Raw genomic sequence first — 17,105 nt, forward strand, 5'->3', positions numbered from 1 at the left:
GCGTCATCTCTGATGCAAGCCGATCAGTACAGTGGTTCCGGCTCCAGGCTCGAACGCCTCTTGTTGGTCCTGGGCTGGGGTGCCGGCTCAGGCATGCCGCCCATATCCGCCTGTACGGTCTCGGGCTGGATACGGACCGTGGGTACGGTGCGCGACTGGGCGACCATGGGCCGCCGCGGCTTGGCCACAGGCGCCGATGCCTCGACACCGGACGGTCCCTGCTGGAAGTTGAACTGCGGCTGCGCGTTGCCACGGGCCGGCGGCAAAGCGATGTGGGAACCATCCTGCTGGGCTGCGCCCAGATGCACCTTGCCGACGGAACCGCGCGGACGCACCGGCGGCAATGCCTCCGGCACCATGCCGGCATCCGGATCATTCTGGGCAACCTGCACGTCAGGCACGGCACGGCGCTTGGCCGGGCTCAAACGGGGACGGGTCGGAGGCAGGATGTCGATGACCGGATCGGCCTGCGGAGCGGCATCCTGATAGGCCACGGTCGGCAGAGGCCGGGTGGCAGGCCGCGAATATCTGCGCGGCTGCGGCGAGGGCATCGGCTCGGCGGCGGCCACCGTCGTCGGCAGCGGCGGCATCTCGGCCTGGGCCACCATCACCGGCGGAGCGGAAGGCGCATCGCCACCGCGGCGGCGCTTCTCGTAGAAGGCATTGCCGCCGGCAACGGCCACATAATGCATGTTGTTATAGGGATAGGTGTAGCCGGCCGTATGGAAGAAATGCACGTTCTTCGACATGCCGGGATAGCGCTTGCCACTGATCACCGCATCGGCGATGCGGAAGGCGCGCTCGCGGCCGGAATCGTTCATCTTCTTGGTCAGCACGCCCGGGGCGAACTGCACACGCTGGCCAACCGTGCCGCAGATCGAGCGCGGATATTTGCCGGACTCGACGCGGTTCATCACCACCGTGCCGACGGCGAGCATGCCGTCATCGCTGGATCGGTTGGATTCGAAATACATGGCACGTGCCAGACACTCACGCTCATTCGTGGTGCTGGCCACACGCGAGGTCGAAAAGAGGGCGCAGCCGCCAAGAGCCGAGGTGACCGCCGCAATCGCGAGGAAACGCAGGGCAGATGTGAGGGTTCGTGTCTTCATGCGCTCGTTGTGCGTTGAGAAAGTTAACGACCGGTAATCATTTTTGTGGCGGAATTGCAACGAGCCTGCAAAACTTCTCCATACGGGTGTCTTTTTAACGGGATGGTTACCCGAATCTTGCCAGCCGTGCCCGATTTGCAACACTTTTAGGGGGTCGGAAGCGCCCTTTGGTTAACGGGCTCAAGCACTGGGGCCCGCTCGCCGATTTCCTGGCGCAGCCATTTGAGCAGGGTCGATATGGTGCGATGGCGCCAGCGTGCTTCGGGCGCGATCAGCCAATAGCCGCCCAGCGAGACGTCGGTGTCGAGGAGTTCGACCAGCCGTCCCGCTGCGATGTCCCCATCCGCCTGCAGGCTGGTCGACAGCGCCACACCCTGGCCCGCCAGGGCGGCGTCATGGGTCGACGAGGCCGACCACAGCCACGGCCCCTTCAGCGTGGCGGCCCGGTAGCCAGCGAGACGGAAGAAGCGATGCCATTGGCTGGCATTGTCTTCATGAATGAGCTTCTGGCCGGCAAGATCGGCGAGGCTCGCAATCGGCGCCTGCGTCGCCAGCCAGGCCGGGCTGGCGACGGGAAAGATGCGCACGCGCTGGAGCAGCGCAGCCGTCACAGGCGATGCCGGCGCCTCCTCGGCGAAGATGATGGCGGCATCCGCTTCATGCCGGGCGAAATCGGGCTGGTCCGAAGTCGCGCGTACCACGATGATCGTATCCCGCAGCACGGCCTGCAGGGCATCGAGCCGCGGCGTGAGCCAGCGGGCCGCCAGGCCCGGCGCACACCACAGCCGCAACTGGCCGCGCAGGCGCTGGGCCGGCCGCAGCTCCATGGTGACTTCGGCGAGTTGACCGAAAGCCGCAGTCGTCACTTCGAACAGCCGGGCACCGGCCTTGGTCAGCCTGACGCCACGCGCCCCGGAGGTGACAAGCTGAAGATCGAACCAGGCTTCCAGGTGGCGCACATGCCGGGACACCACGGTATGGCTGACACCGAGCGCTTCGCCGGCCTTGCGCATGGATGAAAAGCGCCCGACCGCCTCGAAGGCCCGGAGCATGGATAAAGGCGGCAGCCGGCCGCCGAAAGCCGACCCGGCGCCATCGCCGGCATCCTCCTCCTTGGTGCCGGATGCAGCTTCGCTCGAAGGCCTGTTGCCTGGACCCGTCACCGCGCCACGCCCTTTCCATGCCCGATCCTGCCCCGCAGCCCCGACTGCGGCCATGCGCCGGGTGACTGGTGCCTCAAGGTTTCAGTGGTTACAAATCCGCACCACCGCGGCAGGCATAAAGCACCTGCCGCCTTGCGGCAAGACGTGGCAGGATTCGCCCCAAGCGCCTGATCAGCCGCAATCCAAGAGCGTCGTCACGGAAAGGCTCCGAACCGATCGGACAACAGCCCGTCGATGGTCCCGCACGGAGATTGACGAGCCGGTCGCACAGCGCCATAGCATGCGCCCACAGCGCATTGATCAAGCAATCGGAGTTCGATCCATGAATGCACCCGCCACCAAGGCGCATGGCGCCAACCGCACCCAGACGGAGGACCTTCTGGAAAGGCGCGCCAGCGTCTTCACGCGCGGCATGAGCGCGGGCCAGCCGGTCTTCGCCGCCAAGGCCAAGAACTCCGAGATCTGGGATGTGGAAGGCCGCCGCTTCATCGATTTCGGCGGCGGCATCGCCGTGCTCAACACCGGCCACCGCCACCCGACCGTGATGAAGCGGGTGCAGGAGCAGCTCGAGCGCTACACCCATACCTGCCTGATGGTGACGCCCTATGAGCCGGCCGTGCAGGTCGCAGAAAAGCTCATCGAGATCGCACCGATCTCCGGCCCCAAGAAGGTGATGCTGGTCACCACCGGCGCCGAGGCCGTCGAGAACGCCATCAAGATCGCGCGCGCCCATACCGGCCGCTCCGACGTCGTGGTGTTCAACGGCGCCTTCCATGGCCGCACTTTGCTGGCGATGGCGATGACCGGCAAGGTCGTGCCCTACAAGACCAAGTTCGGCCCCTTCCCCGGCGGCGTCTGGCGCGTGCCCTATCCGATCGAGCACAAGGGCATTTCGGTCGAGGACACCTTCGAATCGCTGAAGTGGCTGTTCAAGACGGATGTCGATCCCAAGAACGTCGCCGCCATCGTGATCGAGCCGGTGCAGGGTGAAGGCGGCTTCTACATCGCCTCGCCGGAATTCCTCAAGCGCCTGCGCGCCCTGTGCGACGAGCACGGCATCCTCCTGGTCGCCGACGAGATCCAGACCGGCTTCGGCCGTACCGGCAAGTGGTTCGCGATGGAGCATTCCGGCGTCGAGCCCGACCTGATCACCACTGCCAAGAGCCTGGCCGGCGGCTTCCCGTTGGCCGGCATCGTCGGCAAGGCCGATATCATGGATGCACCGGAGCCCGGCGGTCTCGGCGGCACCTATGCCGGCAACCCGGTGGCCTGCGCCGCCGCGCTCGGCGTGTTCGAGGCCTTCGAGGCCGAGGACCTGCTCGACAAGTCGGCCAAGCAGGGCGAGCTCATCCTCAAGCGCCTCAAGGCGATCAAGCGCAAGAAGACCGGGCGCCCGATCGGCGATATCAGAGGCCTGGGCGGCATGACGGCTTTCGAGCTCGTCACCAGCCATGGCGGCAACGAGCCCGATCCCGCGGCGGCCAAGGCTCTCGCCGCCGAATGCCTCGAGCGCGGCCTGATGATCCTCACCTGCGGCGTCTATGGCGAAACGGTGCGCCTGCTCGCCCCGCTCACCATCCAGCCCAAGGTGCTCAAGGAAGGCCTCGACATCCTCGAAGCCGCTTTGCTCGGCACCAAGTAAGCCTGTCGCGATGGGCCGTTTCCGGCTCCTCGCCGTCACCATCCTGCTGGCGCTCCTCAGCGCCGGCGGGACTGCTCTTGCCGAAGTCCGCTTCGGCAGGAACGTCTTCATCGGCGGCCATGATTTCTCCAACCGCCGCTACGGATCGGTGCATATCGAGACGACGACGCGGCGCCCGCCCTGGTATGGCTGCCGCTGGTACCGGCCCGGCTCGCGCTATCAGGGCCGCCCGATCCGCACGCGCACGCAGATCTGCAATCTCAGGCAGATTCCCTCTTCGCAAAGACGATGGTGACATTCGGGGGGCGGGTCTTCAGACCCGCCTTATACCGCACCGGCTTGGCGCCTGCAGGCTGGTCTGAAGACCAGCCCCCCAATATCCTCACACCGCCTCCCACGCGCCGCTCTTTTCCGAGCGGAACAGCGCATCGATGATCTTCATGTTCTGCACGGCGTCGGCCGGACCATAGGGCAGCGTGATCTCGCCGCGGATGGCGGCAGAGAAGGCATCGACCTCCTCGGCATATTGGTCGACCGGGGCGATGGTCTCGGCCACCGCCGAGGCGTCGCCGAGCCTGGAGCCGTCGTCGGTATAGACGGTCACGGCCTCGGCCTGCGGTGCGTTGAAGGGAATGGTGATCTCGAAGCGCTTCCTGGTGCCGACGATGTCGACCCGCTGCAGCGGGGTGAGCTGCGTCGACACCGTGAACTCGGTGCGGCGCCCCTCGCCGAAATCGAGGATGGCCGAGGCGAGGCGGTCGACGCCCGTCGCCGGATCGCGATCGACCAGGGCGACCACCCGCCTTGGCTCGGCCTCGAAGATGAAGCGGCCGGCGACAATGGGATAGCAGCCGATATCGAGGATGCCGCCGCCGCCGATGTCGAGCTGGTTGCGGACATTGGCGGGATCGACATTGTAATAGGAGAAGAAGGCCTGCACGGCCCTGACCTCGCCGAGTTCGCCCGAGCGCGCGGCCTCCCTCGCCCGCAGCCATTGCGGATGGAAGCGCACCATGAAGGCTTCCATCACCAGCCGGTCGCGCGGCAGCACCAGGAGCTGCGCCGCATCCTGGGCCGTCAGGCCGATCGGCTTCTCGCACAGCACATGCTTGCCCGCCGCCACGGCCTGCAGGGTGAGAGGCACATGGAGGTGGTTGGGCAGCGGATTGTAGATGGCATCGATATCGGGGTCGGCCAGCAGGGCTTCATAGGACCCATAGGCCTTGGGAATACCGAGCTCCTTGGCGACGGCCTCGGCACGGGCCAGGTCGCGCGAAGCGATGGCGACCGCTTCCGCGCCCTTCGCCCGCTGGATGCCTGGAATGACCTTGCCCGTGCCGATCTTTGCCGTTGAAAGGATGCCCCAGCGCGTCTTGGCCATCGCGATTCGCTCCCGAGAATAAGTCCGACATATGGATTCGACTCATTCTTGGCATGGCCAGGGACGGGAGGAAAGACCTGCCGTTGCAGGTGGCGCCGCCCCATCGGTGCCAGCTATGGACTCGACCTGCGAATTGGCGGCAGATAGACAGATCCGATCCTTCGGCAACAGAAATAGTTTCAGCCCAAGAAATAGTTTTAGCCATGAGCAACAACCGAACACGCCGCCCGGGCGATCCTTGGAAGAATGCCGAGGCCGTCTTCAAGCCCGCAGCACCCAAGGCACCGGCGGCGGCCGCGCCACGACCGGCTCTGCCCAATGCCAAGGAACTGGTTTCGCTGCGGATCGACCGCGACGTGCTGGAGCACTTCCAGGCTGATGGACCCGGGTGGCAGGACCGCATCAATGCGATCCTGCGGGAGGCTTCCGGCGTGGATCACTAGAGCAAAACGCGTTTTCACGAAAACGCTTTTTTACTCTAACTCTTTGGTTCGACGCGTCTTTGCGATTCCCGGTGACTCGGTCAAATCGCAAAACGCTTTAGCCCGGTCTTCGGCCGGACGAGCTGAATGCTGAGAACGACGGCTGAAAACGCGATCTCAGCCCGTCACCAGAAACTCGGGATCGGCCGGAATCTGCATGGCCGTGACCAGATGATTGGTCTTGCCGGCCAGGCCGATGATGGCGAGCAGTTCGCCATATTGCGCGTCATCCATCCCCTTGGCCCGCGCGGCCGCCGTATGGGAATGTACGCAATATTGGCAGGAATTGGCGGTGGAGACCGCGATATAGATCAGCTCGCGCGTGAGGGGATCGAGCGCGCCCTCGCCCACCATCACCGCCTTGACCTCTTCCCAGGTGCGTTTCAGCAGCACCGGATCATTGGCGAGGCCGCGCCAGAAATTATTGACGAAATCGGATTTGCGCGTCGCCCTGATGTCGTCGAACACCGCCTTCGCGGCCGGGTTGGCAGCGACCTCGTCGTCGCTGAGAAGTCTTACGGTGGCCATCTTGTACTCCTGTGCAGATTGCGCGCGTAGCGTAACTATACAAACCCTAGCGCGACATTTGTCATTGCCGGGCTTGACCCGGCAACCCAGTCTCTTTTCAGCACAGTGAGCCCTCGGCACCTGGATGCCCGGGTCAAGACCGGGCATGACAAAAGGTAGCGTTTCAATCGCGATATCAGATAGTTACACTCGCGCGCTCCAACCACTCCAACCATCCACGACCTACCCCAGCCTCTCCCCGCTCTCGCCATCGAAGAGGTGGAGGGCCCTGTCGTCGAAGCCGATGCCGACCTTTTCGCCGATCTCGCGCTGGAACTCCTTGTCGACCTTCACCGTCACGCTGGCCGCCCCGCAGCGGCAGGTGACCAGCGAATGATCGCCGATCAGCTCGATGGCGAAGACCTCGCCGGCGAACTTGCCGAGATCCGGCTCGGTCACCCGGCAATCCTCGGGCCGGATGCCGGCAACCGCCCGTGACGTCGAACTGGTGTTGGTGGTGCCGAAGCCGCCGGCCTCGGAGGAAAAGCGCCCTTCCTTCAGCTCTCCCTCCAGGAAGTTCATCGGCGGCGAGCCGATGAAGCCGGCGACGAAGAGGTTGGCGGGCCGGTTGTAGATGTTGGCCGGCGTATCCAGTTGCTGCAGCACGCCCTTGTCGAGCAGGGCCACGCGATGGGCCAGCGTCATCGCCTCCACCTGGTCATGGGTGACATAGATGGTGGTGATGCCGAGCTCGTGCTGCATGTGCTTGAGTTCGGCGCGCATATGGCCGCGCAGCTTGGCATCGAGATTGGACAGGGGCTCGTCCATCAGGAAGGCGGCGGGGCGGCGGATGATGGCCCTTGCGAGCGCCACGCGCTGGCGCTGGCCACCGGAGAGCTGCCGCGGCAGGCGGTCGAGCAGATGATCGAGCTGGACCTGGCGGGCCACGTCCTTCACCGCCGCCTCGATCTCGGCCTTGGGGCGTTTGCGCACCGTCAGGGGATAGGCGATGTTGGCGAACACCGTCTTGTGCGGATAGAGCGCATAGGACTGGAACACCATCGCGATGTCGCGATATTTCGGCAGGACATGGGTGACGTCGCGCTCGCCGATCCGCACCGAGCCGGAGGTCACCGTCTCCAGCCCCGCAATCATGCGCAGGGCCGTGGTCTTGCCGGAACCGGAGGCGCCCAGCAGCACCAGGAACTCGCCATCCCTGACTTCGAGGTCGAGCCCCTTGACCACGTCGACGGCGCCGAAGGATTTGTGGACGTTGTTGAGCGTGACTTGCATCTTCAACCCTTGACGGCGCCGACCATCAGGCCTCGCGCAATATGCTTTTGCAGGAATGCGGCAATCACGATGACGGGCACGATCATGATGACGATCAGCACCGACATGTACCACCATTGCGGGCCGCGCGTGGTGTTCTGGGCGGAGACCAGCACCGGCATGGTCTGCGCATTGGCATTGGAGAGGAACAGGGCCAGGAGATATTCGTTCCAGGCCAGGATCAGCACCAGCATGAAGGTGGCAGCCAGTCCCGAGCGCACCAGCGGCAAAGCGATGGTGAAGAACACGCGCAGCTTGGAAGCGCCGTCGATCTCGGCGCTCTCTTCCAGGTCCAGCGGAATGCCGGCGAAGAAATCGCGCGTCAGCCAGACCACGATCGGCAGGTTGACGGCGGTATAGGTCGAGATCAGCGCGATCTGGGTGTCGAGCAGCTTGAGGTTCTGGAACATCACATAGATCGGCAGCACGGCCACGATCGGCGGCATGATGCGGTTGGAGATCATCCAGAACTCGATGTCGTTGTTGCCGAGCGCCGCCTTGAAGCGCCGGCCGATGGTGCCGAGGATCATGAAGAACAGCACCAGGGCCGCCACCACCGCTGCCGGCCAGGGCACGGCAAACACGGAGACGGCGACGATGACGCCGGCGGCCAGGACGATGAAGGCGATGATCGCCGCGAGCTTGACCTGGAAGCGGATGCGCACCAGGGCATAGGCGGCGAGCGAGCCGATGATCAGGGCCAGGACGGTACTCACCAGCGCCACGATGATCGAGTTCACATAGGGCCAGAGCGTGTTGTTCTGGAACAGCATGAAGTTCCAGGCATCCAGCGTCGGCTGGAAGTCGACGAAGGGCAGGTAATAGGGGCCGGCATCGACCTGGATCTGCACCTTGAGCGAGGTGACCAGCACCCAATAGAGCGGGAAGAGCACCACGAAGGTCCAGCCCACGAGCGCGGCATAGGTCAAGACCTTCGGGATCGGGGCCAGTTCCTCCAGGCTGCGGCGCTCGAACAGGCGGCGCAGCAAGGGACGATCATCAGGAGTTGCACTCATCCCTGATACCTCCGGCTGGGTCGCACCACGAAATTGAAGAAGGAGACGCAGGTGATCGTCGACACGAACAGGAGCAGGTAGCCGACCGCCGCCGAGCCGCCGAAATCCTGGGTCCGCCAGGCGATGAAGGAATGCAGGGTCAGCGATTCCGTCGCCAGGCCCGGGCCACCGGCGGTGAGCACGTTCGGCATGTCGATGATCTTGAAGGCTTCGATCAGGCGGATCAGCACCACCGTGGCCGCCACCGGCGCGATTGCCGGCCAGGTGATGTCCTTGAAGATCTGCCAGGGGCCGGCGCCATCGAGATGGGCCGCCTCGAGCTGGTCGCGCGGCTGGTTCTCGATCGCCGCCAGGAGCACGATGAACATGAAGGGCGTCCACTGCCAGGTATCGCCGACCAGCACCATCAGCCGCGCCGACCAGGCTTCCGTGGCCCAGGACCATTGGCTGACACCGAAGAGCTGGCTGAGCGGGGCGAAGGGTCCCTTCTGCATGTCGGCCAGCATGCGGAAGATGTAGGCGACGCCCACCGGCGTCACCATCACCGGAATGAAGAAGATCACGCGGAACCAGCTGCGGGCCCGGATCGGCTGAGCGCAGAGCAGCGCCAGGCCGAGACCGATCAGGAACTGGACTGAGACCCCCACCACGACATAGAGCAGCGTGTTCAGGAGCGTGCCGGGAATGCCGCCGGCCACCGTGGTGGCGAGCACGACATAGACGATGCCGGCGACCAGGCCGGCGGTGATCAGCCGCCCGAGGAAACCGAAGAGCGTGAAGCCGTCGCGGGCAAAACGCACCAGCCACAGCGCGAGCAAAGCGAGAGCCGCAGCAAAGAGCAGCCATTCCAGAAGGCCGAAGACCTTGAGCGTACCGAGGAAGTGATATTGCTGGGCCCCGAGGAACAGGCGCAGATAATTGTAGAAGCCGATGAAGGTGAGCGTGAAGCTGCCGCCGGCGAGCTTGAAGCGCGACAGCGACAGATAGGCCGAGGCGACCAGCGGAAAAATGGCGAAAGCCAGGAGGATGAGCACCGCCGGCAGCACCATGATGCGGCCGGAATGGCGATCGACCCATTGAGAGAGACGCTCCCGCCGGTCGGTTTCATCGGGGATGGAGAGGTTGACGGCCATATTTTTCTCAACGCGTCGTTTTGAGATTCAACCGGTTTTGAGATGGCGCCGCTCTTTACCCTCCCCTGGAGGGATCGGCCATTCCTCTTGAATGGCCTGGGGTCGACGCGCAGCGTCGGGGTGGGGTGACTTTTTCGCGGCGAAGGGCGTTCTGCAGCCTCGCTCGTCTTGCCAGAACGAAGCGTCTCTTCACCCCACCCCGGACTTCGTTCGCCCCTCCCCCTCCAGGAGGAAGGTAGCCCCCTATTTCGCGCCCAGCGTGTTCTTGTAGAACTTCAGCTGGTCCTCGGTGCCGATCTGGTCGTTGAGGTCCTTCCAGCCATCGGCGACCGCCTTGACGGTGGCTTCCTCGTCGATCTCGCCGGCCAGGAAGCGGGCGATCGCCTCATCCAGCACCACCTGCTGATATTTCTGGTTCTGCGGGATGCGCAGGTCCAGGATCATGTTCGGGCTGTTGAGGCTGTCCTTGATGGCACCGAGATAGGAGGCCGCCGCCTTCTCGCTCATGCCGGCTTTCTTCCAGCCGTCGTTGTAGCTGAGCTGGGAGGTGCGATAGGCGTTGAAGCCGGTCTTGCCGATGGTGACGTCGACATTCGACTGGGCCGGCGCGCTCATATAGGAGAAGAAGGCATAGGCCGCATCCTTGACCTTGTCCTTGGCCTTGACGTTGATGCCGCCGCTCCAGCCGCCGAAGGCGGCATAGGGCGCATGGTTCACGCCGTCGATGGCATTCGGGCAGGTCTCCTTGGAGCAGGCTTCGAGCTTGCCGGTGTCCCAGTTCAGCACCTGCTTGGCCCCCGGCATGATGGTGGCGCCCGTCTTGTCGATCACCTTGGAGGTCGCGGGATCGATGGCGAGCACGCCGACATCGCCCCAGTCGAGATTGAGGGCGCATTTGCCGGAAGTGAACAGCGGGCGGGTGTCCGACACGTCCATGTTCAATTCGTCCGGCGGGCCATACTTGCCGGATTCCTTGAGGAAGGTCAGCGCCTTGCGGAAAGCCTCGTTATCGACGAGCGGCGTCATGTCCTTGGTGTTGAAGAAGGTGCCCTGTGACGTGCCCTTCGACTGGGTCATCGAGCCGACCACGTCGGTGACGAACCAATAGCTCTGGGCGTTGCGCTTCTTGGCGATGCAGGAGCCATAGACCTTCTGGCCGTCGACCTCCATGCCGTTCAGCTTCTTGGCCGCTTCCAGATATTCGTCCCAGGTCGTCGGCGGTTTCAGCCCTGCCTTGTCGAAGATATCGGTGCGGTAATAGAGCATGTGAAAATCGCCATCGAACGGCACCAGATAAGTCTTGCCGCCATAGCTCGACGAAAAGTCGCGGAAGAAAGGGGCGATATCGTCCCAGGCAATTGCCTTGTCCTTAGCGACCCGGCCGCCGATGTCCTCGAGATAGCCACCGGCGACATAGTCCACCATCCATTGCGGCGCGAACACGGCCGCATCCACGGAATTGGTGCCGCTCGCCCAATCGGTCAGCACCTTCTGGTAGAGATCGGAGAAGGGCACCGCGATCACGTTGATCTTGGCGCCCGTCAGCTTCTCGAATTCCGGCGCGCGCCGCTGCAGCGGCTCCTGGATGGCGCCCGTCTGCGTCATGATGTTGACGGTGACGCCATCGAATTCGCCCGCCTTGGCCGGCAGCGCCGCTCCCGCGAGCGCCGCAGCCATCAACGCGGCGCCAACAACTCCGCCTTTCGAAGCCATTCATCCCTCCCAAATGTCGTTTTTGTGTTTTTATGCCGATGTCAGGCGCTGCATTCACGCCAGTACATCCCTGCAGCCGGACATCGCGAGCCGATTATGGCACCGGCGCTGAGAAAACGTCAAATGTCGGATCATTGACTGGAAGATCGCTTTTATTCCAGAATCAGCTATAGGATCGGCGATGAGTTCTTGAACGCTATACCGTCGATGAAAGCATTGTTTACCTGCCCGTCAAGTTCACCTCTCCGGCTCCTTGCCGCAAGGGACAGTACAGTTTATCTTTCAATATTCTCGCGTTATTTCCTCTACTGTAATCTCCCGGTTTAGTCGCGGATGACCGCAAGAGCCTAAAGACCAACGACGACATGTCTCCCCGGTTCGTGATGAATGACTGGCCATGTGAGGAAGCGGCATCGTGTTTGCGCCCTTGATGAAAGGCCATAAGGGGCTGGTTCGCGTCGGAGCGTCGCAATGGAGCGTATGCGAGGTCGATCCTCACTTCGTCTTCAAGCTCGGCCCCTGGCCCGCCAGATATGTCGCCATCGAAGTCATTTCGAACGGCCCAGAGCTCGAACCGCACCTTTACATCGATACCGGCTATGGTTTTCGGCCCGAACAGGTACTGCCGCTGCCGGCGGCGCGTCACGGCGTCTATGCCTTCCGGACCAGCGGCATCAAAGGCTTCCGTCGCGTGCGCTTCGACCCCTGCGAGGACTATCCGGGGGCGAACGGGGAGCAGGGCAGCTTCACCCTGAACATCCGCACGGCCCGCTCCCTGGCCTCGCTCCGCCGGCAGCTCGGCACCGCCGCCGACCACTTGCATCTGCTCGAGCTCGACGAATTGGCCAAAGCGCCGCCACCTCCGCGCCAGCTCCCGCCGGAGGAGCATTTTCGGGCCGTCCTGCATCTGGCCGAGGCCGGCCTTCGGCAGATGGAGCCATCCGAGGAAAGACCGCCGGCACCGCTGCTGTCCTTCGTGGTTCCGCTTCGCGATACGCCGACCGCCTTTCTCGATACCCTCCTGAACTCGCTGCGCGGCCAGCGCGCCGGCAACTGGGAACTGCTCCTGTGTGACGATGCATCCAGCAACAGGGCTACCCTCGCCTGGCTCGAACGCCTGGAGGGACAGCCCCGGATCCGCATCCTGCGCAATCCGCGCAATCAGGGCATTGCCGACACCACCAATCTTGGCCTCGCCGCGGCGCAGGGGGAATGGGTCGGCCTCATCGACCATGACGACGCCCTCGCGCCGCTGGCCCTCGACTATCTCAACGAGACCATCCGCCGCCATCCCGACGCACAGTTCATCTATACCGATGAAACCATCACCGACGCCAAGCTGAAACCGACGGGCTATTTCTTCAAGCCCGCCTATGACCCCGTGCTGCTGTCCGGGGTCAACTACATCAATCACCTCTCGCTCTATCGGCGCCAGCGTCTGCAGGCGCTGGGCGGCCTGAGCGCCGGCTTCGACGGTTCGCAGGATTATGAACTCCTGCTGCGCTATCTCTCGGGACTGCCGGCCGAGACCATCGTCCACCTGCCCTACCCCGCTTATCTGTGGCGGCGGCACCGGACGTCCTTTTCCAACGCCAACCTGGCCACGGCGGTCGGCCACGCCCGCCGGGCCCTGGCCGCGCATTATGCCAGCGACGGCATCGCCGCGCCGGTTGGTCCGGCACTGGTACCCGATCTTCACCGTGTCGAACTTGTACCCGATCGCCACCGGTGGCCCTCCGTCAGTATCGTCATTCCCAATCGCGACAGTCCCGCTTTGATCGGCCGCCTGCTGGCCGACCTCTATGAACGCACCGACTATGCCGATTTCGAGATCATCGTCGTCGACAATGGCAGCACGAACGCACAGACGCTGTCGCTCTACGAGACCATGCGTGGCCAGCACGATAACTTCCGGACAGTGATGACAACCGAGCCCTTCAACTTCTCGCGCCAGGTCAACCGGGGCATGCGGGAAGCAAAGGGGCAGGCGATCCTGCTGCTCAACAACGACATCGAGATCGCCGCCGCCGGCTGGCTCAAGGAAATGGTGAGCTGCCTCGACTATCCGCAAACCGGCATCGTCGGTGCCCGCCTGCTCTATCCCACCGGCAGGCTGCAGCATGCGGGCGTCATCGTCGGGCTCGGCGGTCTGGCCGGCCATTGGTACGCCAACGCAGCGCAGGACTCGTCGGGACCGATGAACCGTCTCAAGGTACGCCAGACGCTCAGTGCCGTCACCGGCGCCTGCATGCTGATCTCGCGCCAATGCTACGCCCGGGTCGGCGAGTTCGACGAGACGGCTTTTGCCATCGCCTATAACGATGTCGATTATTGCCTGCGTGCAGCCGCCGCCGGCCTGCGGACCGTGTGGACGCCCTTCGCCACCCTCACCCATCATGAATCCGCCTCACGGGGCAGTGACGAGACCAAGGCGAACAAGGAACGCTTCCAACGCGAAAAGGAGGCCTTGCGCCAAAAATATCATACGGATGCCTTCGAGGATCCAGCTTACAGCCCCTGGTATTCCAGGCATTTGGCCACCCCCCGAGAAATTCTGCCGCCAAGCCTGCCATCGCCGCGCTCCTGGACGACAATCCCGACTGGTTCCGGCGAAACCGACATGTCCCTCCTGTTCAAGGCCGACCAAGCATGACCGTCATCACCGGGCGCCAATCCCGCAAGGCACGGCCGCCGGCATGAAGCTTACGCCGCTCGTCGATGTCGTCCTGCGGGACGGCCGGACCATCTCGCAAAGTGGCCTGCCCTGGCTCAGGATCGAAGCGCCGGCGCGGCTATGGGCCGGGCGTTGGGTCCGCCTCGTCTTCGAGGCCAGCCTGCTCGACCCCCTGACCCGGCCGATCCTGCGCATCGTCCGCCCAGGCGGCGAGGAGGAAGTGATGCTGCCCGCTCCGTCCTTCGGCCGCGGAAGCTGGATCGGCTTCCTGCCGTCCGATGCAACCGAGCTGCACCTGTCGCCGGTCGATTGGGCCGGCCCGTTCGCGTTCCGGCTGGTGAGCCTTGGCCGCGTCGGCCCGTTCCGGCGGTTGGCCAGAGGCGCACGGCGCCACCCCAAGGCGGTCATGAGCGCGCTGTGGGCCGGCATGCGCGGCAATCGGCAGGTGGAGCAAACCCGGCTCAGGCGTGCGCTGGGGGCGACGCCCCTCACCATGTACGAGGCCTGGCGCCTCGAGCGCAGCCGCGCCATCGAGTGGACAGGCCTCGACATGCCATCGCCGGCTGCCCTCGGCATAGGTTTCCATCTCGTCATCATCGGGGATCCATCGAAGCATGCGGCGGCGTGGCACGACTTCCTCGCCTCCCAACCACTCAAGGGCATCGCCCTGTCATGGGCTTCCCCCCAAACCTCCCTTGCTCCCCTCCTGAACGGGATCGCGGAGGATGATCTGGTGATCGGCCTGCGGGCAGACGACCGGCTGACCGCTTTCGCCCTGGCCGCCGTTGCCCAGCGAGCCGTCGAAGACCCGGCAGCCCTTTATTATGGCGACGAGGAATGTGACGGCACGCCCCGCTTCAAGCCGGACTGGAGCCCCGTCCTCGCCCGCCATGCGGCGCTGCTCGGGCGGGCCTGGTTCGCTCGTGCCAATTGGCTGCGTCAGGTCATGCCCTCCGGCGCCACGGTCGAGGACCTGCTGTTTCGTCCGCCCGTCGACGCCCTCGTCCGGGCCGTGCATGTTCGCCGCATTCTGCTCGCCACCCCGCATGCCAGCCCGGCCGTTCCTCTTCCTCCGCTCAGCCCGGCCGTCATGCTCGCCGGGGGGCAGTCGCCGATGTCGACGATCATCATTCCGACCCGGGATCGGGCCGACCTGTTGTCGGCCTGCATCGGCAGTCTGCTCGACCGCACCCCGCAGGACCGTTTCGAGGTCGTCATCATCGACAATGGCAGCAGGGATCCGGACACCCTGGCCTATCTGGAGAACGTGACGAAGGACCCTCGCTTTTCCATCCTGCGCAGCCCCGGATCCTTCAATTTCGCAGCCATCTGCAACGAGGCAGCAGGGCGGGCCCGCGGTGACACGCTGGTCTTCCTGAACAACGACACCGAGATCCTGTCCGACGATTGGCTGTCCCGGCTGACGGGCTGGGCCCGGCAACCGGACATCGGGGCCGTCGGCGCGAAACTTCTCTACAAGGACGATACGCTGCAACATGGCGGCGTGGTGCTCGGCATGGGCGGGCGGGCTGCCCATTTCGAGCGACGCCTGCCACGCACCGATACCGGCTTCTTCGGACGGCTCTCCCTGCCGCATGAATTGTCGGCGGTCACGGCCGCCTGCCTGGCGGTCTCGCGCGAGAAGTTTCGCGACATCGGCGGCTTCGACCAGCACAATCTTCCGATCGACCTGAACGACATCGATCTGTGCCTGCGCCTCAACGAGCGCGGCTGGCGAACCTTGCTGGATCCGTGCGTGGTACTGCACCATCACGAGTCCGCCTCGCGCAGCAACAAGATGCCGTCCGAGGTGCTGTACAGAAAAGAGATAGGATATTTCCGTTCGAAATGGCTCCACCTACTTAGGAACGACCCCTACTTCCATCCCGCGCTCTCGCTGGAGTGGTATAGGGCGGCCCTCGGTTGAGTGCAGTTTTTTGAGATTTTGTCTCGAGGTAGATTATTTGGACATAAATTTCGGGCTACATATTGCGGCGCAGCGATTTTAAGGTCTCATCCATGCTGAATTGCGCTATGAAGAGATGGGGGCTGGGCCATCATAGTGGCATATCGAGAAACACTGCCGACTGGAAAAGTAAATGCTATCGAGATGGCTTGGCAAGCTGCGGCGCCAATCGGTTCCCGCATTCCTATCCGAGCAGAAATCGCTAAAAGTATTTGATCGCTATGTAGTTTCGATGCCCAGCCATCAGAACGCCGTCGATGTCATCCCGGGTTGGAACAGTGGCTTTCCGCCGGAACTGGGTATTAGCGCCGGGCCGCTGGCGACCTATCTGGACCCGCGGATCGCCTGGATGATGAATCAGCACGGCCCGCTCGAGGGCAAGGTCGTCCTGGAGTTGGGACCGCTGGAGGCCGGCCATACCGTCATGCTCGAACGCGCCGGCGCCATGGTCGATGCCGTCGAGGCCAATCAGTCGGCTTTTCTGCGCTGTTTGATCACCAAGGAGATCTTCGGCCTGTCGCGGTCGCGCATCTGGCTCGGCGATTTCGTCAAATGGCTGGAGAACACCGAGAAAACCTACGATCTCATCGTTGCGTCCGGCGTGCTCTACCATGCCGACGATCCGCTGCATCTGATCGAACTGATCGCCAGGCGAACCGACGCGGTCTATTTCTGGACCCATTTCGTGGACGATGAACTCATGCCGCCATCGGATCCGAGACGAGCCGTCTTCGCCCGCCAGCCGCAGGTCCAGGATTTTCACGGCATCGCCGTGCGAACCTATCCGCGAACCTATCGCGGTGCCGCCAAACATGCCGAATTCTGCGGCGGTCCCATGGATCGGCATCGCTGGCTCAACCGCGACGATTTGCTGGCCGCCCTGCGGGCGGTCGGCTTTGCCCACATCACCTTGGAGGATGAGGATCCCGACCATCGCTACGGGCCGGCGATGTCGATCTATGCGCGGAAATAGAACGGTCGATC

At 63.8% G+C, this 17,105-nt stretch carries 14 protein-coding genes; 6 read left to right on the forward strand and 8 right to left on the reverse strand.

Going from position 1 to position 17,105, the window contains the following annotated elements:
* Positions 1–23: 23 nt before the first annotated feature.
* Together ACIGJE_RS25105 and ACIGJE_RS25110 are read right to left on the reverse strand one after the other, a co-directional pair.
* Positions 24–1,112 carry a cell wall hydrolase gene (locus ACIGJE_RS25105; RefSeq protein WP_376717606.1) on the reverse strand — a complete coding sequence of 363 codons (1,089 nt, stop codon included), beginning with the start codon at positions 1,110–1,112 and terminating at the stop codon, positions 24–26.
* 146 nt (positions 1,113–1,258) lie between these two features.
* Complete coding sequence (locus tag ACIGJE_RS25110; protein WP_483678956.1) at positions 1,259–2,275, reverse strand: LysR substrate-binding domain-containing protein; 1,017 nt, start codon at positions 2,273–2,275, stop codon at positions 1,259–1,261.
* Between the two features lie 322 nt (positions 2,276–2,597).
* Between ACIGJE_RS25110 and gabT the strand changes: the two genes are divergently transcribed.
* Positions 2,598–3,917: a 4-aminobutyrate--2-oxoglutarate transaminase gene (gene gabT, locus ACIGJE_RS25115; protein ID WP_311933036.1), complete on the forward strand. Its 1,320-nt coding sequence runs from the start codon at positions 2,598–2,600 to the stop codon at positions 3,915–3,917.
* 10 nt (positions 3,918–3,927) lie between these two features.
* Positions 3,928–4,212, forward strand: a complete 285-nt coding sequence (locus ACIGJE_RS25120) for a hypothetical protein (protein WP_415085530.1) — start codon at positions 3,928–3,930, stop codon at positions 4,210–4,212.
* An 87-nt stretch (positions 4,213–4,299) separates the two neighbouring features.
* On the opposite strand, the gene ACIGJE_RS25125 is transcribed toward ACIGJE_RS25120, so the two are convergent.
* On the reverse strand, positions 4,300–5,298 hold the full coding sequence (locus ACIGJE_RS25125; RefSeq protein WP_311933033.1) for a Gfo/Idh/MocA family protein: 999 nt from the start codon (positions 5,296–5,298) through the stop codon (positions 4,300–4,302).
* A 203-nt stretch (positions 5,299–5,501) separates the two neighbouring features.
* On the opposite strand from ACIGJE_RS25125, the gene ACIGJE_RS25130 reads away from it, so the two are divergent.
* A complete protein-coding gene (locus ACIGJE_RS25130) occupies positions 5,502–5,741 on the forward strand; it encodes a BrnA antitoxin family protein (RefSeq protein WP_367625366.1) in 240 nt (79 codons plus the stop codon).
* Between the two features lie 156 nt (positions 5,742–5,897).
* Here ACIGJE_RS25130 and ACIGJE_RS25135 read toward each other — a convergent pair whose 3' ends face one another.
* The 5 genes from ACIGJE_RS25135 to ACIGJE_RS25155 all read right to left on the reverse strand — a co-directional run bounded on the left by ACIGJE_RS25135 (position 5,898) and on the right by ACIGJE_RS25155 (position 11,481).
* Complete coding sequence (locus tag ACIGJE_RS25135; RefSeq protein WP_068293269.1) at positions 5,898–6,308, reverse strand: carboxymuconolactone decarboxylase family protein; 411 nt, start codon at positions 6,306–6,308, stop codon at positions 5,898–5,900.
* A gap of 222 nt (positions 6,309–6,530) precedes the next feature.
* On the reverse strand, positions 6,531–7,580 hold the full coding sequence (locus ACIGJE_RS25140; protein ID WP_394314920.1) for an ABC transporter ATP-binding protein: 1,050 nt from the start codon (positions 7,578–7,580) through the stop codon (positions 6,531–6,533).
* A gap of 2 nt (positions 7,581–7,582) precedes the next feature.
* Positions 7,583–8,635: a carbohydrate ABC transporter permease gene (locus tag ACIGJE_RS25145; RefSeq protein WP_483678957.1), complete on the reverse strand. Its 1,053-nt coding sequence runs from the start codon at positions 8,633–8,635 to the stop codon at positions 7,583–7,585.
* Positions 8,632–9,768 carry a carbohydrate ABC transporter permease gene (locus tag ACIGJE_RS25150; protein WP_367625363.1) on the reverse strand — a complete coding sequence of 379 codons (1,137 nt, stop codon included), beginning with the start codon at positions 9,766–9,768 and terminating at the stop codon, positions 8,632–8,634. Before ACIGJE_RS25150 ends, ACIGJE_RS25145 begins: the two co-directional genes overlap by 4 nt.
* A 243-nt stretch (positions 9,769–10,011) precedes the next feature.
* Positions 10,012–11,481, reverse strand: coding sequence for an ABC transporter substrate-binding protein (locus ACIGJE_RS25155; protein WP_311933024.1), 1,470 nt, complete (start codon positions 11,479–11,481; stop codon positions 10,012–10,014).
* Positions 11,482–11,896: 415 nt separating this feature from the next.
* On the opposite strand from ACIGJE_RS25155, the gene ACIGJE_RS25160 reads away from it, so the two are divergent.
* The 3 genes from ACIGJE_RS25160 (at position 11,897) to ACIGJE_RS25170 (ending at position 17,094) form a co-directional block, all read left to right on the forward strand.
* Positions 11,897–14,134, forward strand: coding sequence for a glycosyltransferase family 2 protein (locus ACIGJE_RS25160; protein ID WP_415085517.1), 2,238 nt, complete (start codon positions 11,897–11,899; stop codon positions 14,132–14,134).
* 43 nt (positions 14,135–14,177) lie between these two features.
* Positions 14,178–16,082 (forward strand): glycosyltransferase family 2 protein, encoded by a 1,905-nt coding sequence (locus ACIGJE_RS25165; RefSeq protein ID WP_415085515.1) that lies wholly within the window; start codon positions 14,178–14,180, stop codon positions 16,080–16,082.
* Positions 16,083–16,353: 271 nt separating this feature from the next.
* On the forward strand, positions 16,354–17,094 hold the full coding sequence (locus ACIGJE_RS25170) for a class I SAM-dependent methyltransferase (protein WP_311933018.1): 741 nt from the start codon (positions 16,354–16,356) through the stop codon (positions 17,092–17,094).
* Positions 17,095–17,105 lie beyond the last annotated feature (11 nt).

The organism is Labrys sp. E2SS-1L, from assembly GCF_057073705.1.

Coding starts and splice junctions, on each gene's coding strand:
- ACIGJE_RS25105 (WP_376717606.1), bottom strand. CDS start 1,112: ATGAAGACACGAACCCTCACATCTGCCCTGCGTTTCCTCGCGATTGCG.
- gabT (WP_311933036.1), top strand. CDS start 2,598: ATGAATGCACCCGCCACCAAGGCGCATGGCGCCAACCGCACCCAGACG.
- ACIGJE_RS25120 (WP_415085530.1), top strand. CDS start 3,928: ATGGGCCGTTTCCGGCTCCTCGCCGTCACCATCCTGCTGGCGCTCCTC.
- ACIGJE_RS25125 (WP_311933033.1), bottom strand. CDS start 5,298: ATGGCCAAGACGCGCTGGGGCATCCTTTCAACGGCAAAGATCGGCACG.
- ACIGJE_RS25130 (WP_367625366.1), top strand. CDS start 5,502: ATGAGCAACAACCGAACACGCCGCCCGGGCGATCCTTGGAAGAATGCC.
- ACIGJE_RS25135 (WP_068293269.1), bottom strand. CDS start 6,308: ATGGCCACCGTAAGACTTCTCAGCGACGACGAGGTCGCTGCCAACCCG.
- ACIGJE_RS25140 (WP_394314920.1), bottom strand. CDS start 7,580: ATGCAAGTCACGCTCAACAACGTCCACAAATCCTTCGGCGCCGTCGAC.
- ACIGJE_RS25145 (WP_483678957.1), bottom strand. CDS start 8,635: ATGAGTGCAACTCCTGATGATCGTCCCTTGCTGCGCCGCCTGTTCGAG.
- ACIGJE_RS25150 (WP_367625363.1), bottom strand. CDS start 9,768: ATGGCCGTCAACCTCTCCATCCCCGATGAAACCGACCGGCGGGAGCGT.
- ACIGJE_RS25155 (WP_311933024.1), bottom strand. CDS start 11,481: ATGGCTTCGAAAGGCGGAGTTGTTGGCGCCGCGTTGATGGCTGCGGCG.
- ACIGJE_RS25165 (WP_415085515.1), top strand. CDS start 14,178: ATGAAGCTTACGCCGCTCGTCGATGTCGTCCTGCGGGACGGCCGGACC.
- ACIGJE_RS25170 (WP_311933018.1), top strand. CDS start 16,354: ATGCCCAGCCATCAGAACGCCGTCGATGTCATCCCGGGTTGGAACAGT.